General features: G+C 43.2%; 20 protein-coding genes. 13 read left to right on the top strand and 7 right to left on the bottom strand.

The features are described 5' to 3' along the window. The first annotated feature begins 113 nt into the window (after positions 1–113). Positions 114–1424, top strand: a complete 1311-nt coding sequence (gene aceA / locus DZ860_RS04290; RefSeq protein WP_120029687.1) for an isocitrate lyase — start codon at positions 114–116, stop codon at positions 1422–1424. Positions 1425–1683: 259 nt separating this feature from the next. On the opposite strand, the gene DZ860_RS04285 is transcribed toward aceA, so the two are convergent. Then, positions 1684–2151, bottom strand: coding sequence for a CBS domain-containing protein (locus tag DZ860_RS04285; protein ID WP_120029686.1), 468 nt, complete (start codon positions 2149–2151; stop codon positions 1684–1686). Between the two features lie 437 nt (positions 2152–2588). On the opposite strand from DZ860_RS04285, the gene queA reads away from it, so the two are divergent. The 8 genes from queA to DZ860_RS04245 all read left to right on the top strand — a co-directional run bounded on the left by queA (position 2589) and on the right by DZ860_RS04245 (position 10279). Next, positions 2589–3641 carry a tRNA preQ1(34) S-adenosylmethionine ribosyltransferase-isomerase QueA gene (gene queA / locus DZ860_RS04280; protein WP_120029685.1) on the top strand — a complete coding sequence of 351 codons (1053 nt, stop codon included), beginning with the start codon at positions 2589–2591 and terminating at the stop codon, positions 3639–3641. A 262-nt stretch (positions 3642–3903) separates the two neighbouring features. Continuing rightward, positions 3904–5034 carry a tRNA guanosine(34) transglycosylase Tgt gene (tgt, locus tag DZ860_RS04275; protein ID WP_120029835.1) on the top strand — a complete coding sequence of 377 codons (1131 nt, stop codon included), beginning with the start codon at positions 3904–3906 and terminating at the stop codon, positions 5032–5034. Positions 5035–5200: 166 nt separating this feature from the next. Then, positions 5201–5527 (top strand): preprotein translocase subunit YajC, encoded by a 327-nt coding sequence (yajC, locus tag DZ860_RS04270; RefSeq protein ID WP_120029684.1) that lies wholly within the window; start codon positions 5201–5203, stop codon positions 5525–5527. A gap of 21 nt (positions 5528–5548) precedes the next feature. After that, complete coding sequence (gene secD / locus DZ860_RS04265) at positions 5549–7405, top strand: protein translocase subunit SecD (RefSeq protein WP_120029683.1); 1857 nt, start codon at positions 5549–5551, stop codon at positions 7403–7405. A 14-nt stretch (positions 7406–7419) separates the two neighbouring features. After that, positions 7420–8367 (top strand): protein translocase subunit SecF, encoded by a 948-nt coding sequence (secF, locus tag DZ860_RS04260; RefSeq protein ID WP_120029682.1) that lies wholly within the window; start codon positions 7420–7422, stop codon positions 8365–8367. Positions 8368–8504: 137 nt separating this feature from the next. Beyond that, positions 8505–8837 (top strand): DUF1904 domain-containing protein, encoded by a 333-nt coding sequence (locus tag DZ860_RS04255; RefSeq protein ID WP_120029681.1) that lies wholly within the window; start codon positions 8505–8507, stop codon positions 8835–8837. A gap of 25 nt (positions 8838–8862) precedes the next feature. Continuing rightward, on the top strand, positions 8863–9723 hold the full coding sequence (mepA, locus tag DZ860_RS04250; protein WP_120029680.1) for a penicillin-insensitive murein endopeptidase: 861 nt from the start codon (positions 8863–8865) through the stop codon (positions 9721–9723). Positions 9724–9970: 247 nt separating this feature from the next. Beyond that, the gene (locus DZ860_RS04245) at positions 9971–10279 is read left to right on the top strand and encodes a hypothetical protein (RefSeq protein WP_120029679.1); all 309 of its coding nucleotides are present in this window, start codon (positions 9971–9973) and stop codon (positions 10277–10279) included. A gap of 49 nt (positions 10280–10328) precedes the next feature. Here the strand turns inward: DZ860_RS04245 and DZ860_RS04240 are convergent, their stop codons facing one another. From DZ860_RS04240 to rdgC, 6 genes are all read right to left on the bottom strand, one after another. After that, positions 10329–10583, bottom strand: a complete 255-nt coding sequence (locus tag DZ860_RS04240; RefSeq protein ID WP_120029678.1) for a YfhL family 4Fe-4S dicluster ferredoxin — start codon at positions 10581–10583, stop codon at positions 10329–10331. Between the two features lie 21 nt (positions 10584–10604). Then, the gene (gene trhP / locus DZ860_RS04235) at positions 10605–12002 is read right to left on the bottom strand and encodes a prephenate-dependent tRNA uridine(34) hydroxylase TrhP (protein WP_120029677.1); all 1398 of its coding nucleotides are present in this window, start codon (positions 12000–12002) and stop codon (positions 10605–10607) included. A 285-nt stretch (positions 12003–12287) separates the two neighbouring features. Then, positions 12288–13619, bottom strand: coding sequence for an NCS2 family permease (locus DZ860_RS04230; RefSeq protein WP_120029676.1), 1332 nt, complete (start codon positions 13617–13619; stop codon positions 12288–12290). Positions 13620–13630: 11 nt separating this feature from the next. Then, positions 13631–14734: an adenosine deaminase family protein gene (locus tag DZ860_RS04225; RefSeq protein WP_120029675.1), complete on the bottom strand. Its 1104-nt coding sequence runs from the start codon at positions 14732–14734 to the stop codon at positions 13631–13633. Positions 14735–14833: 99 nt separating this feature from the next. Then, positions 14834–15781: a LysR family transcriptional regulator gene (locus tag DZ860_RS04220; protein ID WP_243641804.1), complete on the bottom strand. Its 948-nt coding sequence runs from the start codon at positions 15779–15781 to the stop codon at positions 14834–14836. A gap of 101 nt (positions 15782–15882) precedes the next feature. Continuing rightward, the gene (gene rdgC, locus DZ860_RS04215; RefSeq protein WP_120029674.1) at positions 15883–16797 is read right to left on the bottom strand and encodes a recombination-associated protein RdgC; all 915 of its coding nucleotides are present in this window, start codon (positions 16795–16797) and stop codon (positions 15883–15885) included. Between the two features lie 399 nt (positions 16798–17196). Here rdgC and phoB point away from each other — a divergent pair, with 399 nt between their 5' ends. The 4 genes from phoB to DZ860_RS04195 all read left to right on the top strand — a co-directional run bounded on the left by phoB (position 17197) and on the right by DZ860_RS04195 (position 22912). Continuing rightward, entirely contained in the window at positions 17197–17886 is a 690-nt protein-coding gene (phoB, locus tag DZ860_RS04210; RefSeq protein ID WP_120029673.1) for a phosphate regulon transcriptional regulator PhoB, read from the top strand. Positions 17887–18004: 118 nt separating this feature from the next. Next, on the top strand, positions 18005–19306 hold the full coding sequence (phoR, locus tag DZ860_RS04205; RefSeq protein WP_120029672.1) for a phosphate regulon sensor histidine kinase PhoR: 1302 nt from the start codon (positions 18005–18007) through the stop codon (positions 19304–19306). A gap of 98 nt (positions 19307–19404) precedes the next feature. Beyond that, positions 19405–20370, top strand: coding sequence for a PstS family phosphate ABC transporter substrate-binding protein (locus DZ860_RS04200; protein WP_120029671.1), 966 nt, complete (start codon positions 19405–19407; stop codon positions 20368–20370). Between the two features lie 355 nt (positions 20371–20725). Then, positions 20726–22912, top strand: coding sequence for an ABC transporter permease subunit (locus tag DZ860_RS04195; protein WP_120029670.1), 2187 nt, complete (start codon positions 20726–20728; stop codon positions 22910–22912). Positions 22913–22933 lie beyond the last annotated feature (21 nt).

Genomic DNA, 22933 nt, shown 5'->3' with positions numbered 1-22933 from the left:
CAATAACGAAACAACCACAACGTGATGAATTTTCAAGGCAGAGAAGGATGTCCTGCCGGAGAAAAAAATAAATCAAAGCATTAACGTGCTGATAATAAAAGAGGGATAGACCAATGACATTAACTCGCCGTCAACAAATTGAAGCTCTAGAAAAAGATTGGGCAACCAATCCTCGCTGGAAAAACGTAAAACGTCCATATACGGCTGATGAAGTCGTAGAACTACGCGGCTCAATGGTACCTGCAAATACTATTGCCCAACGTGGTGCGGATAAACTTTGGTCACTGGTTAACGGCGATGCGAAGAAAGGCTACGTAAACTGTCTTGGTGCTCTAACTGGTGGTCAAGCGGTTCAACAAGCAAAAGCGGGTATCGAAGCCATCTACCTATCAGGTTGGCAGGTAGCAGCAGATAATAACACTGCTTCAACTATGTACCCTGACCAATCGCTATATCCAGTTGATTCAGTTCCATCAGTGGTTAAGCGTATCAATAACTCTTTCCGTCGTGCTGACCAAATTCAATGGTCTGGTGGTAAATCACCACAAGACGAAGGTGGTATCGATTACTTCCTGCCTATCGTTGCTGACGCAGAAGCCGGTTTTGGTGGCGTTCTAAATGCTTACGAGCTAATGAAATCAATGATTGAAGCGGGTGCGGCAGGAGTTCACTTTGAAGATCAGCTAGCTTCAGTTAAAAAATGTGGCCACATGGGTGGTAAGGTTCTTGTTCCAACACAAGAAGCTGTACAGAAACTGGTTGCAGCACGTCTTGCAGCGGATGTATCTGGCACGACAACATTGGTTATTGCACGTACAGATGCGAACGCAGCAGACCTAATTACTTCTGATTGTGATTCATATGATGCGGACTTCATCCAAGGTGAGCGTACGCAAGAAGGTTTCTACCGTGTTCGCGCAGGTATCGACCAAGCAATCTCTCGTGGTCTTGCTTATGCACCATATGCCGACCTAATTTGGTGTGAGACAGCGACACCTTGTCTAGAAGAAGCGCGTAAGTTTGCAGAAGCGATTCACGCAGAATACCCAGATCAACTGTTAGCATATAACTGCTCACCGTCTTTCAACTGGGAGAAGAACCTAGATGCAGAGACTATCGCGAAGTTCCAACAAGAACTTTCAGATATGGGCTACAAGTACCAGTTCATCACTCTAGCGGGTATTCACAACATGTGGTTCAACATGTTTGAGCTAGCACACTCTTATGCACAGGGTGAGGGTATGCGTCATTACGTTGAGAAAGTACAGCGTCCAGAGTTTGAAGCAGCAGATAAAGGTTACACGTTCGTTGCTCACCAACAAGAAGTCGGTACGGGTTACTTTGATAAAATGACCAATACTATTCAAGGTGGTAACTCGTCAGTGACAGCATTGACAGGTTCTACTGAAGAAGATCAATTCTAGTCTTGGATTCGATATTCATCTGCTAGAAGATAATAAATCCCCCCCTAATTTCGCATTGCCGATGAGGGGGTTATGTAGAAGTTTAGGTATGAACTTTGACATGTTTTGAGCGGCCTTGGCCGCTCTTTTTTTAGTTTATCGACAGTATCTTTGTCTATGGGATAGCTTTTGTAGATTGCAGCTTAGATTACATTTGTATCTTTAGGCTTTATCTATGCTTTGCACGGTCGTCTTAACGAGCAGCTTGTTATGAGTCGCCTCAATTTGCATCTAGCTCCTCAGTATCTAAATCCAACTCTCCAGGTTCGACTTCTTCTTGAAGCTCTAAGAGGTTGATCGCAATACCGACAAAGTCACTGTCAGTAATGATTCCAACTAAATGGCCTTTTCTTACCACGGGTAAGCAACCTACCTTGTGCTTTTGCATATAAGTTGCGCTTTCTTTAAGGCCAGCTTGAGGTGCCACAGACATCACGCCGGTACGCATGACTTCGTATAGCGGCGCCGCTAAAGTAAATGATTGTTCATCTGGGACTTTCTGTAGGCTAGAATCTTGAGCGGCAAGCACATCCCGCTGAGTGACTAATCCGAGTAAACGGTTGTCGGCATCAACAACTGGAATATGACGAATATCCAATGCTTCCATGGTGCGTTTAGCATCAGCGAGTGTATGTGAACGCAACAATGTGTGCGGGTTACGAGTCATCATATCTTCGACTTTTATCATGGTAACCTCCTTTACCTATGTCTGGTCTCAAATGCTTCCCAGATAAATTATCTTGATAGACAAAACGTCAGGAACATTTGCTTCTACTAGTAACTATAGAAAGATTTTGGCGGTAATTTTGGGAGCTGACTCGTTTTTCTCCACTAAAAAAGTAAGGGAATTGTTAACACGTGTTTTAGGTAGGAAAACCTGCAAAATTTTCTCGGAAAAGCTTGATATTCACCACTTAAGAACTATCGGATATTTCACTCTTTCATAATGGGTGGTGAAGAGTAAGTTTGAGTGGTTCGTATTGATGAAAAATTCGATTACAATATCTCCCCTTGCTATTGACCATTGGCAGCCTATACTAAGCGGCTGCGAAAAACTCATCGCATAGCATTTATCACACAGTATTCATCGCTCTATATTTATAGACAACGACACAAGTAAGTAGCATGCAAGTATCTGATTTCCATTTTGACCTTCCAGACGAGCTAATCGCTCGCTACCCTCAACCTGAACGCACATCGAGTCGTTTATTACAGCTCAATGGTAATAGCGGTGAGCTGGTGGATGGCACGTTTACCAATGTTCTAGATCACGTACAAGCTGGTGATTTGGTTGTGTTTAACAATACTCGCGTTATTCCTGCTCGTATGTTTGGTCGTAAAGAATCAGGCGGTAAGCTAGAAGTGCTCGTTGAGCGTATGCTCGATGAAAAGAGCATTTTAGCTCATGTTCGTTGTTCTAAATCACCAAAGCCGGGTTCTACCATCATTCTAGGTGAGGGTGATAACTACCAAGCCGAAATGGTCGCTCGTCATGATGCTCTGTTTGAGTTGCGTTTCAACTCAGATAAAACGGTATTAGAAATTTTGGAAGAAATTGGTCATATGCCGCTTCCTCCTTATATTGACCGTCCAGACGAAGATGCAGACAAAGAACGTTATCAAACGGTATACAACCAAAAGCCGGGCGCAGTTGCTGCACCGACGGCTGGTTTGCACTTTGATGATGCTCTGCTTGAGAAAATGAAAGCAAAAGGCGTTGAGTTTGCTTATGTCACGTTGCACGTTGGTGCGGGAACATTCCAACCAGTTAAGGTTGATAATATTCTAGAGCATCATATGCATGCGGAATATGTTGAAGTGACTCAAGAAGTCGTGGATGCGGTGAATGCAACTAAAGCGCGCGGTGGTCGTATTATCGCTGTGGGTACAACGTCAGTTCGTTCACTAGAAAGTGCAGCTCAAGATGCAGTAAAAAATGGTACTGAGCTAAAACCATTTTTTGGTGATACTGAAATTTTCATCTTCCCTGGTTATGAGTATCAGTTAGTTGATTGCTTAATTACTAATTTCCACTTACCAGAGTCTACCTTAATTATGTTGGTGAGCGCATTTGCTGGTTACGATCATACCATGAACGCGTATCAGCATGCGGTGGACAACAAGTATCGCTTCTTTAGTTATGGCGATTCGATGTTCATTACTAAGAAAACCGACTAAAATCAAAACGCTGAAATGCTACGTAAAAATTACATTTCAGAGTAAAATGACGTGGATTTGAATCAGGTCGCCTTTGAATGGCGGCCTGTTTGTTTCTTTCATCATGAAAGAACACATTATTTAACGAGTGCTAGCATTAGGCTAGGTTGTGCAAAGGGGCTCCCGATGTACTTCTCGCATGGAATTTGCGACCGCTCCTCATAGGGCACAGCTTTGCCCTAAATTAAATCGTCAGACTGTTTCTCTGACAATTGGAGGCTTCGTGAAATTAAAATTTGATCTTAAGAAAAAAGACGGTGTTGCACGTCGTGGTCAGCTGACCTTCGATCGTGGCACTGTTCAAACACCGGCTTTCATGCCTGTAGGTACTTACGGTACTGTAAAAGGTATGACCCCTGAAGAAGTGAAAGAAACTGGCGCAGAAATTCTGCTTGGTAACACTTTCCACCTATGGTTACGTCCTGGCCAAGAAGTGATGAAATTGCATGGTGACTTGCACGATTTCATGAACTGGCAAGGTCCTATTTTGACTGACTCAGGCGGTTTCCAAGTATTTAGTCTTGGTGCCATGCGCAAAATTACTGAAGAAGGTGTGCATTTCCGTAACCCGGTAAACGGTGACAAGATTTTCATGGACGCAGAAAAGTCGATGGAAATTCAAAAGGACCTAGGTTCTGACATCGTGATGATCTTTGACGAGTGTACGCCATACCCGGCGACACACGATGAAGCGAAAAAATCGATGGAAATGTCACTTCGTTGGGCTCAGCGTTCACGCGATCACTTCGATAAGCTAGAAAACGAAAATAACCTATTTGGTATTATCCAAGGTGGTGTTTACGAAGATCTACGTGATGTATCAGTAAAAGGTCTAACTGACATTGGTTTTGATGGCTACGCAGTAGGCGGCCTAGCAGTAGGCGAACCAAAAGAAGATATGCACCGTATCCTTGAGCATACTTGCCCACAACTTCCTGAAGACAAACCTCGTTACTTAATGGGTGTTGGCAAACCGGAAGATTTAGTAGAAGGTGTACGTCGCGGTATCGATATGTTTGACTGTGTTATGCCAACGCGTAACGCACGTAATGGTCACCTATTTGTGACTGGTGGTGTGATCAAGATCCGTAATGCGAAACATAAAACGGATACAACACCATTAGATCCACACTGTGACTGTTACACTTGTAAAAATTACACCAAGTCATACCTACACCATCTAGATCGTTGTAACGAAATCTTAGGTGCGCGCTTGAATACTATCCATAACTTGCGTTACTACCAACGCCTAATGGAAAGCATTCGTACAGCGATTGATGAAGACCGTTTTGATCAGTTTGTGACAGAGTTTTATGCTCGTCGTGACCGTGACGTTCCACCAGTAGGTAAGTAATAAAAATTAAAGCCTTGGGGTTAGTACTCAAGGCTTTTGCTAATAAAGTAGGCAATAATCGATTATTTTTGGGATAGCGATCTCTATTACGAACGCTGTGACTTGAAACTAAAAGATTAGAGCCCAACTTGTTGGATTATCTAAAAAAATAATAGAGGATGTTTTAATGTTTATTTCTAAAGCTCACGCAGCAGCTGAAGGCGCACCTGGTGGCGGTTTTGAAATGATTATCATGCTTGCGATGTTCGCTGTGATTTTCTATTTCATGATTTACCGTCCACAAGCAAAACGTGTGAAAGAGCACAAAACGCTTATGTCTTCCATGGGCAAAGGTGATGAAGTTCTAACAAGCGGTGGTCTAGTGGGTAAAATCACTAAGATCTCTGAAGAGAATGACTACATCTCAATTGAGCTAAACACAAATAATGAAGTGGTACTTAAGAAAGACTTCATTACTGCAGTGCTGCCAAAAGGTACACTGAAGTCTCTATAAGACAGCTTAAGGATCCTCGCTGTGCTAAACCGTTATCCGTTATGGAAGTATTTAATGGTGATGCTGACGATTGCCGTCGCTGCCTTATACGCACTTCCAAATATATACGGTGAAGATCCGGCGATTCAAGTTACAGGGGCGCGTGGCGCCTCTGTAGATATGTCAACGCTGGATTCTGTCACTAAAGCCCTTGATAACCAAGGCCTCTCTCATAAATCCATTGCTCTCGAAAATGGATCAATTCTTGTTCGTTTCAACGACACTGACACGCAAATTAGTGCGCGTGACATTATCAGCGAAGCACTTGGCAAAGATAAAATTGTTGCATTAAACCTTGCTCCAGCTACGCCTAATTGGCTTGAGTCTATCGGTGCGTCACCGATGAAGCTTGGTCTTGACCTGCGTGGTGGTGTGCACTTCTTGATGGAAGTGGACATGGATGCTGCGATGGAAAAATTAGTCGGACAACAGGAAGAAGCTTTCCGTAGTGAATTACGTGAAGATAAAATCCGTTACCGTGCAATTCGTCCGTCAGGTAAAGAAGCTGTAGAAGTATTGCTACGTAATGAAGAGCAATTAGCTGAAGCAAAAGCTTTACTGCAAAAAAATCATCCAGATATGAACTTTGTGGATTCTGAAACACAAGGTCGCTTTTCTCTGGTTGCGACATTTACCGAGCAACGTCTACAAGAAATTCGTAACTACGCTGTTGAACAAAACATCACTATCCTACGCAACCGTGTTAACGAGCTTGGCGTAGCAGAGCCTTTAGTTCAGCGCCAAGGCGCAAGTCGAATTGTTGTTGAGTTACCGGGTGTTCAAGATACCGCTCGCGCCAAAGAAATTTTGGGTGCGACAGCGACGCTTGAGTTCCGTGAAGTTGACGATAGCGCTGATTTAGCAGCGGCTGCAAGTGGCCGTGCGCCAGTCGGTAGTGAAATCAAAACGGATCGTGATGGTCGCCCTGTTGTGTTGAAAAAGCGTGTCATCCTTAGTGGTGCAAGCATCACAGATGCAAGCTCTAGTGTTGATGAATACGGTCGCCCACAAGTTAACATCTCACTTGATAGTGAGGGTGGTAGCAAGATGTCAGCGTTCTCAAAGAAAAATATTGGCTCGCTAATGGCGACAGTATTTGCTGAGTACAAAGACAGTGGTCGCAAAACACCTGAAGGCAAAGTGATTCTTACCAAGCATGAAGAAGTGATTAACCAAGCGACGATTCAGTCTGCACTTGGCCGCAACTTCCGCATTACGGGTATTGATTCAGCGGCTGAAGCGCACAACCTTGCACTACTACTTCGTGCTGGTGCCTTAATTGCGCCTATCTCAATTGTTGAAGAACGTACGATTGGTCCATCAATGGGTCAACAGAACATCGACATGGGTATTCAGGCTTGTATCTGGGGTATGTTAGCAGTAATGCTATTTACCATCGTTTACTACCGTAAGTTTGGCATGATTGCGAACGTGGCATTGATGGCGAACCTAGTACTTATTATCGGTATTATGTCGATGATTCCAGGGGCGACAATGACGCTACCAGGGATCGCCGGTATCGTATTGACGGTCGGTATGGCTGTTGATGCGAACGTACTGATTTTCGAGCGTATTCGTGAAGAGATTCGAGAGGGGCGTAACCCTCAACAAGCTATTCACTATGGTTACTCGAATGCATTCAGTACTATCGCTGATGCCAACATCACAACGCTTATCACCGCAATCATTTTGTTTGCTGTGGGTACGGGCGCAGTGAAAGGCTTTGCCGTTACACTGTCTATCGGTATTCTGACTTCTATGTTTACCGCGATTGTCGGAACACGTTGTATCGTGAACTTGCTATACGGTGGCAAACGCATTGATAAATTGTCGATCTAAGGCTGGGAATTAATATGTTTCAGATTCTAAAAGCAGAGAGCACGATCGACTTTATGCGTTGGTCAAAATTCGCCTTTGCTTTCTCAATTCTAATGATTGGTGCATCGATCTTTACTCTATCAACCAAATGGTTGAACTGGGGTCTAGATTTTACGGGTGGTACGCTAATCGAAGTAGGTTTTGAGCAACCAGCAAACCTTGAAGAAATTCGTACTGCACTAGATGCAAAAGGTTTTGGTGATGCGATTGTACAAAACTTCGGTAGTGCTCGTGATGTTATGGTACGTATGCGCCCACGCGACAATATGTCGGGTGAAGCGTTAGGCAACCAAATCATTGCCGCTATCCAAGAGGGTACAGGCGAAAACGTTGAAATGCGTCGAATTGAGTTTGTTGGCCCTAATGTGGGGGATGAACTAACAGAAGCAGGTGGTTTGGCGATTTTAGCATCGCTAATCTGTATCTTGCTTTATGTTTCAGTGCGATTTGAATGGCGTTTGGCGGCTGGTGCTGTAATGGCGCTTGCGCACGATATCATCATTACACTCGGCGTGTTTTCGATGATGCAGATCGAGGTTGACTTGACGATCGTGGCGGCATTGCTGACCGTAGTTGGTTACTCGCTCAACGATACGATTGTAGTATTTGACCGTATTCGTGAAAACTTCCGTAAAATGCGCAAAGGTGATCCAGAGGAAGTAATCAACAGTGCAATTACTCAAACATTGAGCCGTACCTTGATTACCTCTGCGACGACACTTTTCGTAGTTATCGCGCTATTTGCACAAGGCGGCGCCATGATCCATGGTTTCGCGACAGCTCTACTATTAGGTATTACTGTAGGTACTTATTCGTCAATCTATGTGGCTTCGGCACTAGCATTGCGATTGGGTATTACTAAAGAACACCTAATGCCACCACAAGTGGAAAAAGAGGGTGCTGAGTTCGACGAAATGCCGTAGAACTTAATACTAACGAAAGAAAACCGCTGCAAGTCAGCGGTTTTTTTGTCGCTACACTCTCAGGTTTTTGAACAAATTCTCTAGCCTCTTGCTATCTTGTTATGATGAAAGATTCGAAACATAACAAGGACGTCGTTATGCCACATCTCCGCTTTCGTGCTGTTGAACCCTCAATGGTGCAAACCCTGTCAAAAACGCTTATTGATGAGCTTGAGCCACATATGGCTTGCCCACGAGAAGATTTCACCTTTGAATACCTTTACACCACTTTCTATCATGAGGGAGAAGTTTCTCGTGCTTATCCATTCGTCGAAATTCTTTGGTTTGATCGTGGCCAAGAAGTTAAAAATGCCGTTGTGCAAATAATCACTCGACAAGTACGTGATGTGATTGGTGAAGATATCGATGTCGCAGTTATTTTTAGTGCGCTAAATAAGCAAGACTATTATGACAATGGTGAACACTATTAAGGGCTAAGTAATTAAGGATTTGATAATGAAACAACCATGGCAATGGATATGGCTTGGGTTACTCCCGTTTTTCAGCTTGGCTTCCCCTTGGGAGTCGTTAAAGCGCCCATCGATTGATCCAGCAGAGTCGGTAGGCAGTTATGCCAATGGTTGTTTGATTGGTGCTAAAGCCTTGCCACTAAGAGGGGTTGGTTACCAGGTTTTACGTAGTCAGAATAAGCGTTATTACGGTCATCCAGCGACGATTGAGTTTATTGAACGTTTTTCCCATCGGGCACGAATTGAGCTCAAAACTCATGTGCTGATTGGGGACATGTCTTTACCCCAAGGAGGGCGATTTTCTTCTGGGCACTCGAGCCATCAGACCGGACTAGATATTGATATTTGGTATCGTTTAGCGGATACCAAGCTTTCTGATGGGCAGCTAAAAGTCCCTAAACCTCGCACCTTGGTTAACATGCCAAAATACCAGTTAATGGAAAAAAACTGGGATTCTCGACATTTTAATATGGTGAAAATGGCGGCGAAAGATTCTGATGTCGCGAGGATTTTTGTTCATCCTGTTATCAAGGAAAAATTGTGTCAAACAGAAACTCGAGACCGTAGCTGGTTAAGAAAAGTTCGCCCATGGTGGGGTCATAATTATCATATGCATGTGCGTTTAAATTGCCCTAAGGATGATTTGAATTGTGTTCCTCAAGCCCCTCCACCAAAAGGAGATGGCTGTGGTAGCGAAGTGGCTAGTTGGAAACCTAAATCAAATTCTAAGGTAAAAGAATTGAGGCCGAAAACGGATTCAAAAAAGAAAAAAGAGAAGCCAGTAAAAGCGAAGCCGAAGAAAGTTTTACCTCAGCAGTGTAGTGAGTTGTTGGCTCGCTCAAATTAAGGTTTCAACTTAGGTCTGATAACTACCGATAAAATTATCATTGGAGAATATCTAAATCTTTGCCTAGATTTAAAGAGACAGTTCAATTGATATGTATCTTGATGCGCTTCTCTACATGTCATACAAAAACAATAGTGAATTCGTCGACCGGCTAGCTAGTGCGTAGACACAAGCATCGAGGATAAATTGGTGTACGATTCTATAGGGTAGGCTTAATCTCTGTAGATATAACGACAAGGACACTCCAATGACTATGGTATGTGCAAAGGATTTCGCTGACTGGCTAAAGCAAAGATTTAGTAGTGATGCAGGTGCGATTATTTTATCGCGAGATGATGTGAATCATTTAACAGGTCGACAACGCTTTGATTTGGGTTTTGTTCATGATGTGCATTATGAATTGATGCAACATGGCTTAGCGTTTGTTACCGATATGTCGCGAGAGCAGTTTTTCCTTATTCCTGTTGGGAAAGCAGTAAATTGGCGCGATCAACTTGAGCTTCAATATGAGAAAGAGTTGTATTGCAATATTTTCCCAATCGCAAAATCAGGCTAAAAAAAGGCTCATCATGTGATGAGCCTTTTCTTTTTAATATGCGTACAGCCTAAGTCAAACCTTGAATGATCACGAACTTTTCGAGTAGTTCATCATCACTTTCAATGTGGTTTGGATCGGTGATAATGCATTTTGTAATTGGACAAACTGACTGGCAAGTCGGTTTGTCGTAATGGCCCTTACATTCAGTACACAACATAGGGTCAATTTCAAAAATCGAATCCCCCATTGTGATAGCGCCATTTGGGCACTCAGGGTCACACATATCACAGTTGATGCATTTATCGGTTATCAGCAGAGCCATTTTTTCTTACCAAATCAGAGGTTACTTACCAGTTGGGTTACGAGTATCCTGACCATCGTTAAGGTTACGCATCAGTAGACCGTATTCTAAATCCATGTCTTGTGGAACAGGAATAAAGACAAAGTGGCCATTACCTTTTGCGTCATCAATGACTTCTGACTTACGGTTTTCCATCACTTCTAGTGTGAAGTTAACGTTACCTTTTGGTGTCATTAACTCTAGGCTATCACCCACAACAAATTTGTTTTTCACTTCAACTTCAACTAGGTCGCCACGGCGTTTGCCAGTGAACTCACCAACAAATTGTTGAGCATCAGAAACTGAGTAACCGTAGTCGTAGTTTTGGTATGTATCGTGTGTGTGGCGACGTAGGAAACCTTCGGTGTAACCACGGTGCGCTAGGCTTTCCAGCGTACCCATTAGGCTCTCGTCAAACGGTTTGCCTGCGACAGCATCATCAATTGCTTTACGATAAACCTGCGCAGTACGTGCACAGTAGTAGAATGACTTAGTACGACCTTCGATCTTCAAAGAGTGGACACCCATTTGAGTCAGACGTTCAACGTGTTGAATCGCACGAAGATCTTTTGAGTTCATGATGTAAGTACCATGCTCATCTTCAAACGCTGCCATTTTTTCTTCAGGGCGGTGACTTTCAGAAAGCAGTACCACGTCATCGATAGGCTTGCCGCGACCAATTGTCGTTTCAGGACGCTCATCAGCAACTTCAATTGCTTGTGCTTCTTTTGGATCGAACGCTTCAACGATTTGGCCGGCGTCGTTCTCTTTCGCTTCTTCGACCTTGTATTCCCAACGGCATGCGTTAGTACAAGTACCTTGGTTTGGATCGCGCTTATTGATGTAGCCAGATAGTAGGCAACGACCAGAGTAAGCCATGCACAATGCGCCGTGAACGAATACTTCAAGTTCGGTCTCAGGGCAGTGTTCACGAATTTCTTCGATTTCTTCTAGAGAAAGTTCACGAGAAACGATAACGCGTTCAACACCATAGGCCGCCCAGAATTTAACGGTTGCCCAGTTTACCGCGTTCGCTTGAACCGATAGGTGGATTGCCATGTCTGGAAAAGCTTCACGAACCATCATGATAAGACCAGGATCTGACATGATTAGAGCATCAGGGCCCATTTCAACAACAGGTTTAAGATCGCGAATAAACGTTTTTAGTTTTGAGTTGTGCGGTTGAATGTTGCACACCACGTAAAGCTTCTTGCCTAGAGCATGAGCTTCATTAATACCAATTTGTAGGTTCTCGTGGTTGAACTCGTTGTTACGTACGCGAAGGCTGTAACGTGGTTGACCTGCATATACCGCATCTGCACCGTAGGCAAATGCGTAACGCATGTTCTTAAGGCTACCCGCTGGTGATAGTAGTTCTGGTACGAATTTTTTCTCAGTCATTGCTCAATTCTCTTGTTATCTGATCTCAAGTCAGGCCAATTCCACCATATGGAATTAGGGGCGCAAATTTTACGTCAAAATGAGATCATTGACCAGTAGATATGCGTTTATCCCTCTGTTACCTGAGTATTGAGTATGTTAGATAATAAAAAAAATGCCCTTTAGGTAAGGGCATTTTTTATGAAGTATTGGATACGATTAAGCGACTAAGTTAATACATGCTCAAAAGCTAGCGCACGTTGAAGTTAGTGCGCTAGAGCATTAGTGCATTGGAGTATTAATGCATTAGTGCATAGTTAAGTTATAAAAATAGAGGATCATCAGTAACGCAATTACGTAAACCGACCAATGGTCTTCTTTGTAACGACCAGTCACAACTTTTAGGAAACCGTAAACCAGCATTGCTGCTGCAATACCGTTGCCCGCATTGAACGAGAAGATAGAGATCACGACACAAACAAACGCAGGTAGATACTCTGTTACATCATCGAAGTTAACTTTGCGAATAGAGCTCATCATCGTAATGCCAATAAACATCAGTACTGGTGCAGTCGCAGCTGTTGGGATCATGCCTGCTAATGGCGCTAAAAATAGTGTTGCTGCAAAACAAATTGCAGTGATCACTGCAGTAAATCCAGTGCGGCCACCCGCTTCAACACCTGCGGCACTTTCTAGGTAAGTGGTCATCACAGGTGTAGAGAATAGTGCACCAAATGTTGTCGCACATGAGTCGACGTGAAAGTTTTTGTCGATTCCCGGTAAGTTACCATCTTTATCTAAGTACCCAGCTTGGCTACCTACACCTAGAAGTGTGCCTAAAGTAGAGAAAAAGTCAGGAATAAAGAACGCCAGTAAGAATGGTAAATACTTCGGGTCTAATGCCCCAAGAATATCAAGCTCAAATGCAAGGCCACTGATGCTCGCTGGAAAGCTAAACATGTTCTCTGGAACATGGGCAATACCCATTGGAATAGCGACGATTGTCGTGACCAAGATAGATAAAATGATGCCGCCTTGAATTTTGCGAGTGGTAAAGAACAGCACCAAGAAGAAACTCGCAATCGCAAGTAGCGTTTCTGGTGTGGTTAAATCGCCAAAGATCAGGACATTTTTACGTGCGTCAGCAACAATAATACCAGCTTGCTTGAAGCCAAGTAGAGCAATGAAAAGGCCAATACCCACCCCGACTGAAACTTTAATGCCATGGGGGATCACTTTTACAATAAAGTCGCGCACGCCAAGGAAAGAGACCAGCATAAATAACACGCCAGAAATAAACACGATGCCAGAAGCTATGCTAAGAGGAACGCCATTGCCGAGCAAAGTGTAAGAGAAAATAGCAACACTCCCTAAGCCAGGCCCAAGCACAAAAGGGCGATTGGTGTAGAAAGCCATAGCTAGAGTGGTTATTACCGTCATTAAAATCGTGGCGGTTAAGGTAGCATCAAATGGCATACCACTTTTGCTGAGCATTCCAGGTACAACAGCAATGATGTAAGCCATTGTGGTAAAAATAGTTAATCCAGCAATGATTTCCTTTTTAAGATTAGTGCTATTTTCTTCAAACTTAAAAAACTGAGCAATCTTGCTTTGTGATTGTTGTGCTGCGATTTCCATGGCTAAATTTCCTATTTACTCAATCTTTGGTAAGGCGTGTAAAGAGACGCTTCTATCGTTGGCTCTTCGATGAGTTGGGCGCGCAAGTGATCAAACTCAGCTAACCATTCTTTTTTCCATGTCACTTTCTGCTGCTCAGAAACCCAAGCTGCATCAATACTGTTTTCAATCATTTGGCGAATCGCATCGAGATCGAAGCCGAGTTCTTCCACCATAACGCGATAGCAGTTGGCACTGTCGGTATCGTGAATGTACCAATCATCAGTGCATGGAATGATGTTGAGACCAGCTTTTGCCATCTGACGGATCGGCTGTTTTTGCTGCCATTCGCTGTGATCAGGCCACTGCATTAGAAAGTAGGTGTTTGATGGAATAACCGTAAATGGGACGCCTGAAAGAGCGTATTTGTGCATGAGTTCTGGATTGTCGACGATAGAGTAGCCATGATCGATTCGGTCACAGCCAATTAGTTCAATACCGGTCTCTACATTTCGCCAATGCAAACCAAACTCTGAACAGTGGGCTGTTTTTTTCAGGCCATTAAGTTCTGCAATACGGTAGGTTTTCCAAAAACTCTCAACCGGTGCATTTTGTTCTTTATAGTCAATGCCAACACCAAGCACATAAGGGTGAGGGTGCTGGATAACTTCTTCAATCATAGCGACTGCGATTTCAGGGCTTGTCTCTCGATTGATGGATGGAATATAACGAATGATGACACCAAAGGTTTGGTAGGCGAGATCGGCTGCTTCAACCAGTGCAGGGTGTAATATATCGTAAGCAATAGCGCTATCACTTGGGTTCCAAAAGGTTTCGATATAACGTAAACCAGACACTTTTGCCGCTTCGGCAACTTCCAATACGACCGTTTGATAGTCGACGGTTTCACGCATAATTTGGTATAAGAAAGTGAGGGCTTCAATTCCCCCTTTTCTTTTCGCGCCAGGGGTTTGGTATTGGCGGTAATAGGACTTTGCATCTTCCTCAGAAAGTGGAACTTGGTACTTGTTTGCAAGAGCTTGCATGGTGCTGAGCTTTACACCACCTAATAAGTGATAGTGCAAATCGAGTTTGGGAATATCTTGATAAAATTGGGTAAGAGAGCGAGTTTTCATTCTGATAAATTTGATAGCAAACGATTGCGCGCACTATGCATAGCAATCGTTTGCTTTGTGAAGTGCCAAATTTTCACTTGCTATGCCGAATCGGCATCGTTATTCCTGTAAGCCTTTATTTTTCGCACTGCCACTGTTTAGCCAAGGAGTACAAAAAGGGTTTGGTAGTGAATATTTATCTTCGATGAGTTGCCAAACATGTTCAGCTTCTTGGGTGATTTTAGTGTTGTAACGGTAAAGTCGAACAGCAAAAGGGATATTAAATTGGTGTGGGTCGAGGGGAACAATCGTGCCTTGATCTAATTCGTTCTTAATCAGTAAATCGGGAAGCCAAGCGATGCCTTTACCCAGTAAAACCATTTCTTTATGCAATTGACACATGGATGATTCAAAAATGGAGACGAAATTGTCAGGCACTTGAGAATAATGTTGCTCAAGTAAACGGGCGGAGTAAGACTCACAAGTATAACGAAGATAAGGTACTGACTTATCTTCGAGCGAATAACGTGCTTGGCCGTTGTCTGCGACTGACACCAATAGATAGTGCCCATGTCCTAGTAATTGATTTTGAAAAGGTGGCTGAAGCAAGGCGATATGGTCAAAACCCATAAAGAAATCGCATTGACCATCTTTAAGCGCCTTAATACCGAGATCGACTCGGAGTACATCGACCGAGTAGGGAATTTGCTGCTCTTGAATGCTGTCTAATAATTGAATTAAAGCGGGCGATGATAAGGTGTGTGGGCTAGCAATTGAGACTGGTGAAAGCATCGGCTGAGCATTATTTTTTAACTCTGCGACACCATGTTCCATTTGCTGAATCATCGCTTTAGCAGTGAGGCGAAATAGCTTGCCTGCTGGTGTTAGCTTTATTGGATTAGAATTGCGGTCAATCAATTGTTGGCTGACCGCATTTTCAAGAGATTTGATGCGACGTCCGAAAGCGGGTTGAGTTATGTGACGTAATTTTGCTGCTTTAGAAAAATTACGAACCTCGGCCAGAGTAAGGAAGTCTTCTAACCAACGAGTATCAAAACTCACGTTCATCAATATATCTCTTTAATAATCATCGCTAAAAACCAAATACCCCAGACAGACTTGAAGTTGCCAATGCATTGTTATAACGCCAAGCTATCTTGGGGGAGTGATTAAGCATTAGGGTGTGGTAAGCCACCAAGTACATCGTACAAGTTAGGTAGAAATGCGCTCATTTCACCACACATCAGAGAGAAATCAGCGTCAAAACGTGCCGCTTGATCTTCACGAGGAATATCTTCGTTTTGATCTTTGAGTTCATCTGAGAATTTCAATCGTTTGATACTGCAATCATCAGCAAGAATAAATTCGATTCGATCTTGCCAGTTTAACGCAAGCTTGGTCACTACTTTATCGGCGTCGATGTGACTACGAATTTCGTCAGCGGTAAGTTCTTGCTTTTTACAGCGGATCACACCACCTTCTTCTAATACTGATTTTAACTCAGCTTCGTCAAGCATGGTGATGCCAGCCGGAGTATTACCGGTTTTGACCCATTCAGTTAGCGTTGTTTCTACCGCTTGTTCTGGAATTGACGGTACAACAGGTAGGCTGCCCATCGTTTTACGTAGTAGTGCTAAGACATCTTCTGCTTTTTTGTAGCTGCTCGCGTCGACTAAAATAAAACCTTCTTTCGGCAAAATAAGCACAAAAGTCAGTTGGCTTTTACTGAATGCACGAGGTAAAAGATCAATGATGATGTCTTCTTTTAAGCCATCTTTTTCTTTTTTCTTAAGAGGACGGCCTTCTTGAATTTCAAGTGCTTCTATCTTGGCGTTTAGCGAGTCTTTAATCACAGACGCGGGCAGCATTTTTTCTTCTTTTTTAGCACAGATAAGAATACGGTCTTCAGATACATGCGTCATCATGTCGCCGTGTTTACCCATTGCTGTAACCCAACCAAATTTCTGCTTATCTTGGCTGCCACAAGGGGAGAAACGAAACTCATCGAGTTGTTTTTCTAATTGTTCCGCATTGAATTCAATCTCACGATTGAAGCGATAAACAAGACAGTTCTTAAACCACATAATTTTTCTCTTACCTGAAGTTTGGTTGCCAATAATAGGAAATTTTTGTGCAGATGTCTTACTTGAATTGCACAATCGTGCAGAGAAACATCGCTATTGAATGTAATTTGCTCTTAACCCAAGGTCGATATCGCGACATCAATAGATAGCTTTTTTAAATATAAAAGTATTTTCATATGCGTAATTAATTTCATAGGTTAGAGGAAGAGAGGGTGTTTTTCTGCTTACTTTTAATGAAACAGAGGCAAAATCGAGTGAAAGATCAAGGCTTGTCGCAAGAATGTTGTATGAAAATTTGTTTTCAAAGGTCACAAAAGTGTCATAATCACTAGGGATAATGCTTGCTGTTGCAAGGGTTTAAGGCCCTCTTAAAACTACACGAATATAAGGTTTTTAGTTATGTCTAGAAGGATTCTGGTTGTTGAAGATGAAGCACCCATTCGCGAAATGCTGTGCTTTGTTCTTGAACAAAAAGGTTATCAAGCGGTAGAGGCAGAAGATTACGATACCGCGGTAACGAAATTGACGGAACCTTTCCCTGATTTAGTTTTGCTTGATTGGATGTTACCTGGTGGTAGCGGCATTAATTTCATTAAGCATATGAAGCGCGAAGAACTTACCCGTAATATTCCAGTAGTAATGTTGACGGCTCGCGGAGAAGAAGAAGATAAGGTTCGTGGTTTAGAAGTGGGTGCAGATGATTACATTACTAAACCTTTTTCTCCTAAAGAGCTTGTGGCTCGTTTGAAAGCTGTGATTCGCCGTGTGACTCCAACTGCGTTAGAAAACGTGATTGATGTGCAAGGTTTAAAGTTGGATCCTGTTTCTCATCGTGTAACCGCGAATGATCAGCCTCTAGATATGGGGCCGACCGAATTCAAAATGCTGCACTTTTTTATGACGCATCAAGAGCGTGTTTATAGCCGTGAGCAGCTATTAAATAATATTTGGGGTACCAACGTTTACGTTGAAGACCGCACCGTTGATGTCCATATCCGTCGTTTGCGTAAAGCACTTGAAGTGGAAGGGCACGATAAATTAATCCAAACCGTTCGTGGTGCTGGGTATCGTTTTTCAAGCAAAGCGTGAATGGTGTGTTTGATACTGGTGGCGAGTGATTTGAGTTATTCGATATAACGATTCGATACGAATAATTCAATCTGAACTATGCCATTGGCTATCGGCATTTCCATTTATGGAGATTTAAGTGGTAGAAAGGTTAACTTGGAAAAAGCTGGTCTGGGAACTGGCTTTTTTTTACACCCCTTGGGTGATCGTTGGTTTGATATTTGGCTATATGCCGTGGTTGCTTTTGGTGGCCACGGTTTTGCAGCTATTTTGGCACCTGCACAATCAAATGCGTTTAGCCGCATGGCTATGGGATGAAAAACGTCTAACACCGCCTTCCGGTAGCGGAAACTGGGAGCATTTGTTTAATGGGATTTATCGCTTACAGCAGCGCCAGCGTAAAAAGCGCAAAGAGCTGACAAACTTGATTCGTCGTTTCCGCAATGGTGCAGAATCACTACCCGATGCGGTTGTCGTATTCCGTAGTGAGGGGAACATCGTTTGGTGTAACAAACTTGCTCAGCATATTTTGGGTTTCCATTGGCCAGATGATTCAGGTCAGCCCATTTCTAACTTAGTTCGTACGCCTGACTTTATTAAGTATCTAAGTAAGCAAGATTTTGCTGAACCTCTTGAGATGCGTTCACCGCTTAATGTCGAACGTATGTTGGAGTTACGTATCGTGCCATATACCGAGGGTGAACACCTGATGGTAGTACGTGATGTGACTCAGGTTAAACAACTAGAGGGTATGCGCCGCAACTTTTTTGCTAACGTTTCTCACGAGTTACGTACCCCAATGACGGTTCTACAAGGTTATTTAGAAATGACTGAAGATCCCGATATGCTTAATGGACCTATGTGGGAAAAAGCCCATGGTGTGATGACAGAACAGCTCAATCGTATGAATAGCTTGGTGAATCAACTATTAACCTTATCTAAAATTGAAGCCGCTCCGATGCATGAGCTTGAAGATGTCGTGAACGTACCCGCGATGTTGGAAATTTTAGAAAAAGAAGCTCGAAGTTTAAGTGGCAGTGGCAATCATCAATTATCTTTTGATGTGGATACGCAGCTTCAAGTGTTTGCTGATGAAGATCAGCTACGCAGTGCAATTTCTAACCTAGTGTACAACGCGGTGAAATATACCCCTGATGGTGCCGATGTTTGTGTCCGTTGGTATTTAACCTCGCAAGGAGCTTGCCTGGAAGTAGAAGATAGCGGTGAGGGTATTGAACCTCAGCATTTACATCGTTTAACTGAGCGCTTCTATCGCGTAGACAAAGCCCGTTCTCGGGATACGGGTGGGAGTGGACTCGGATTAGCGATTGTAAAACATGCACTGACTCACCATGACTCACACCTTGATATTCACAGTGAAGTGGGAGTGGGCAGCAAGTTTTCTTTTGTTCTGCCAACACGTTTAGTCGTAAAGTCATAGCCGTAAAACAGCGGTCATAAAGTAAAGACGTTAAGTAAAGTCAGAGTCGTCACAAGAGCCGTAAAGGCATAACCGTATACTGTAATAATGGTGAATAAATGAAGTTAGTGCTTACTCTTGTTTTGACCTCAATGTCTTTACTTTCGACATCGGTCGCTATTGGTGAGGAACTGGATGTTTATCAAAAAGTTCCGGGCATCAGTGGCAACTTAACGAGTGTAGGCTCTGATACGCTAGCTGGAATGACGACTCTGTGGGTAGAAGAATTTAAGCAACTCTACCCAGGAGTTAGTGGGCAAGTTCAAGCTTCTGGGTCATCAACCGCGCCACCTGCTTTAACGGAAGGGACCGCGCAGTTTGGGCCAATGAGCCGTCCAATGCGTATTCGAGAGATTGAAGCTTTTGAACGCAGCCATGGTTATAAGCCTACGGCGTTGCGCGTTGCTATTGATGCGATCGGTATTTTTGTCCATCGAGATAACCCAATCTCTGGGCTTAACTTTATTCAGCTCGATGCGATTTACTCTTCAACCTTGCGCTGTGGTGCAACACAACCGATCACAAGTTGGTCTCAGCTTGGCCTAGACTATCAATGGGCGAAACGTAGCATTCAAATGTTTGGCCGTAACTCTGTATCAGGGACATATGGATACTTTAAGAAAAATGCCTTGTGTGGTGGTGATTTTAAAAATGATGTGAATGAACAGCCTGGATCGGCATCGGTCGTTCAATCTGTAGCATCAGCCATTAACACTATCGGATATTCAGGGGTTGGTTATAAAGTCTCGGGAGCAAAACGGTTGCCGATCGCGAAAACCGGAACGGATTATGTGGATGCGACCCGAGAAAATATTCTATCAGGTGAGTACCCACTCTCTCGTTACCTCTACGTTTATATCGATAAACATCCAACTAAGCCGTTGTCACCTGTTGAACGGGAATTTATTCGTTTTATTTACTCAAAGCAGGGGCAAGCCATGGTTGAGAAAGATGGCTATGTCGCGATTTCACCAGAATTGGCTCAAAATGAATTGGAAAAAGTCGGTATTTTAGTCAACGAATAGTTAGGATTCTCATGGCTGCAAGTTGGATCTTCTTTAATTGTATTTCGACTAAGAATCGTCATGTACTTGAGCTTCTCTGGTAAGGTTATCCATGTAAGATCCTCGTTATATTGCTATTGTTAATTGAGTATCGATACTTTTCTTTCTTTTATGGTTTTTCTCTGCCACAGTGTTCCACTCAACACAATTCTTATACTTTTGTTACTATTTTGCCCGAAAAGTAACGACAGCCCCAAAAGAGACAGAAAATCTCGCGGAAACAAGGGAGTGTAGGTAGTTTGAACGGCGATTTGTAATATAATCGTCATCTAAACGAAATAGTATAAGCTCGGGCATAAGTAGGTAGCGGATTAAGATGGGGACAGCAGAGTTTTCTTTGAAAGAAAGGGATCGTAAACGATTGATGAAAGATCGTTTGGTTCGATTTGCTGTGTCTGCTGGTGGCGTGGGGGTTTTAGCGGCCCTAGTTCTGATTTTTGTCTATCTCGCCATGATGGTTCTACCGCTCTTTTCCGACGCGAAATTCACACCAGACATCGCTCAACAAGCGATTTCCACACCAGATCCAGTTGCGATTGGTATTGATGATTATGGTGAGCATGCGTACGTGATCTCCCAGCAAGGTCAGGTCGATTTTTGGCACCTCAATACCATGGAAACACAACCTACGGAATCAGTGGATTTAGGCAACGAATACACGCTATTTTCCCGATCTTTGCCTGAAAATGGTTGGTATGCTTTCGCGACTCCCCAAGGTCAAATTACTTTATTTCAACCATCGCTCAATAGTATTGCGAATGGTCAAGGACGGACATTTGCGCCTGAAGTTGTGGATGTTTCGCCATCTTTTGACTTAAGTACACCTCAATCTTCTTTGGTGAGCTTTCAGTTTTCTTATGACCAACAACTCACATTAGTGGGTTTCTATCAAGATAAGCAAGTTCGTGTTCGTTGGGAAAATGAAGATGGCTCGCTAGAGTCTTATCAGTTCCCTTTGCCGTTTGAACATCTTGATCAGATGCTATTAACACCGGATGGCAAAACGCTGTACCTGCTATCGGCATCAGAACTGGTTGTGGCTAAAAAAATACAGCAACGATTTGAAGTGAGAGAGATTGTTGATTTAAGCTTGGGCCAAAGCAAGCACAAAGTCGCGCATATGGACTTGCTGTCAGGGGCGTATTCTCTATTGGTTACCCATGATGATGGACTGGTTTCCCAATGGTTTGATGTGCTGAGTGATGGACAACGTCGCTTAACGCATATCCGCGAATTTAAACTAGCCTCAGAGCTACAATTTTTGCTGCCAGATACCTATCGTAAAGGTTTTTATAGTTTCTATACCAACGGAATGGTTCAAAGCCACTATACCACCAGTGAAAAATTGGTAATTTTTAAGCGTGCATATCAAAAAGTTCCGCAGATGGCAGCAATGTCTAAGAACGAACAGTTTTTACTCGCGCTATCAGGTTCAACGCTTAATCTTGCTCATTTAGATAATCCCTACCCAGAGATTTCATTGTCATCGTTATGGCAAAAAGTCTGGTACGAGAGTTATCCAGAACCGGAATTTGTGTGGCAAACCACTTCCGCTAGCAATGAATTTGAGGCTAAATTTAGCCTAGTGCCAATTGCATTCGGTACCTTAAAAGCGGCAGCTTTTGCTATGTTATTCGCGATTCCTATCGCCGTGTTTGGTGCGATTTATACCGCTTACTTTATGACGCCGACAATGCGTCGTATCGTTAAACCCTCGATAGAACTGATGGAAGCATTGCCGACAGTGATCATTGGCTTCTTAGCCGGGCTATGGTTCGCACCGATTGTCGAAAGTCATTTGCCATCTGTGGTGGCGTTATTCTTCTTGCTGCCCTTATCCATGTTAGCGGTTGGTATTTTCTGGCATAGCTTACCTCGTCGTTGGTTGAGCCGATTACCTAACGGTTGGCATGCTGCTATTTTAATGCCGGTATTGGTTTTAGTTACTGTGGTCACCATCAGTCAAAGTGGCAATATCGAATCTTGGTTATTTGATGGTGATGTGCGAGTTTTCCTCGCTCAACACGGTATCGACTTTGACCAACGAAATGCGTTAGTTGTCGGTTTTGCGATGGGTTTTGCTGTCATTCCGACCATTTTTACTATCGCTGAAGATGCCATTTTTTCTGTACCAAAACATTTATCGGATGGGTCACTCGCTTTAGGGGCAACCCAGTGGCAAACATTAACCCATGTGGTGTTATTAACGGCGAGTCCCGGTATTTTTTCAGCCATTATGATGGGGTTAGGTCGAGCTGTTGGTGAAACCATGATTGTTTTAATGGCGACGGGTAATACGCCAATTATGGATTGGAATATTCTTGAGGGGATGCGGACATTATCTGCAACTATCGCTGTCGAAATGCCAGAATCGGAAGTGGGCAGTTCTCATTATCGGATTCTATTTTTAGCCGCATTAATTTTGTTGATGTTCACTTTCGCTGTTAACTCAGTAGCAGAGTGGGTACGCCAACGACTAAGAGACAAATATCGTGCACTGTAATATTCAAATGATGGAATCGAA

The sequence above is a fragment of the Vibrio sinensis genome (assembly GCF_003605645.1).
Classification (GTDB): Bacteria; Pseudomonadota; Gammaproteobacteria; order Enterobacterales; family Vibrionaceae; genus Vibrio; species Vibrio sinensis.
Note: the sequence above shows the minus strand (reverse complement) of the source record. Positions and strands in the feature narration are given on the sequence as shown.

Coding starts and splice junctions, on each gene's coding strand:
- queA (WP_120029685.1), top strand. CDS start 2,589: ATGCAAGTATCTGATTTCCATTTTGACCTTCCAGACGAGCTAATCGCT.
- DZ860_RS04195 (WP_120029670.1), top strand. CDS start 20,726: ATGGGGACAGCAGAGTTTTCTTTGAAAGAAAGGGATCGTAAACGATTG.
- DZ860_RS04285 (WP_120029686.1), bottom strand. CDS start 2,151: ATGATAAAAGTCGAAGATATGATGACTCGTAACCCGCACACATTGTTG.
- DZ860_RS04200 (WP_120029671.1), top strand. CDS start 19,405: ATGAAGTTAGTGCTTACTCTTGTTTTGACCTCAATGTCTTTACTTTCG.
- DZ860_RS04220 (WP_243641804.1), bottom strand. CDS start 15,781: ATGAACGTGAGTTTTGATACTCGTTGGTTAGAAGACTTCCTTACTCTG.
- mepA (WP_120029680.1), top strand. CDS start 8,863: ATGAAACAACCATGGCAATGGATATGGCTTGGGTTACTCCCGTTTTTC.
- secF (WP_120029682.1), top strand. CDS start 7,420: ATGTTTCAGATTCTAAAAGCAGAGAGCACGATCGACTTTATGCGTTGG.
- aceA (WP_120029687.1), top strand. CDS start 114: ATGACATTAACTCGCCGTCAACAAATTGAAGCTCTAGAAAAAGATTGG.
- DZ860_RS04225 (WP_120029675.1), bottom strand. CDS start 14,734: ATGAAAACTCGCTCTCTTACCCAATTTTATCAAGATATTCCCAAACTC.
- DZ860_RS04245 (WP_120029679.1), top strand. CDS start 9,971: ATGACTATGGTATGTGCAAAGGATTTCGCTGACTGGCTAAAGCAAAGA.
- trhP (WP_120029677.1), bottom strand. CDS start 12,002: ATGACTGAGAAAAAATTCGTACCAGAACTACTATCACCAGCGGGTAGC.
- rdgC (WP_120029674.1), bottom strand. CDS start 16,797: ATGTGGTTTAAGAACTGTCTTGTTTATCGCTTCAATCGTGAGATTGAA.
- DZ860_RS04255 (WP_120029681.1), top strand. CDS start 8,505: ATGCCACATCTCCGCTTTCGTGCTGTTGAACCCTCAATGGTGCAAACC.
- yajC (WP_120029684.1), top strand. CDS start 5,201: ATGTTTATTTCTAAAGCTCACGCAGCAGCTGAAGGCGCACCTGGTGGC.
- phoB (WP_120029673.1), top strand. CDS start 17,197: ATGTCTAGAAGGATTCTGGTTGTTGAAGATGAAGCACCCATTCGCGAA.
- DZ860_RS04230 (WP_120029676.1), bottom strand. CDS start 13,619: ATGGAAATCGCAGCACAACAATCACAAAGCAAGATTGCTCAGTTTTTT.
- DZ860_RS04240 (WP_120029678.1), bottom strand. CDS start 10,583: ATGGCTCTGCTGATAACCGATAAATGCATCAACTGTGATATGTGTGAC.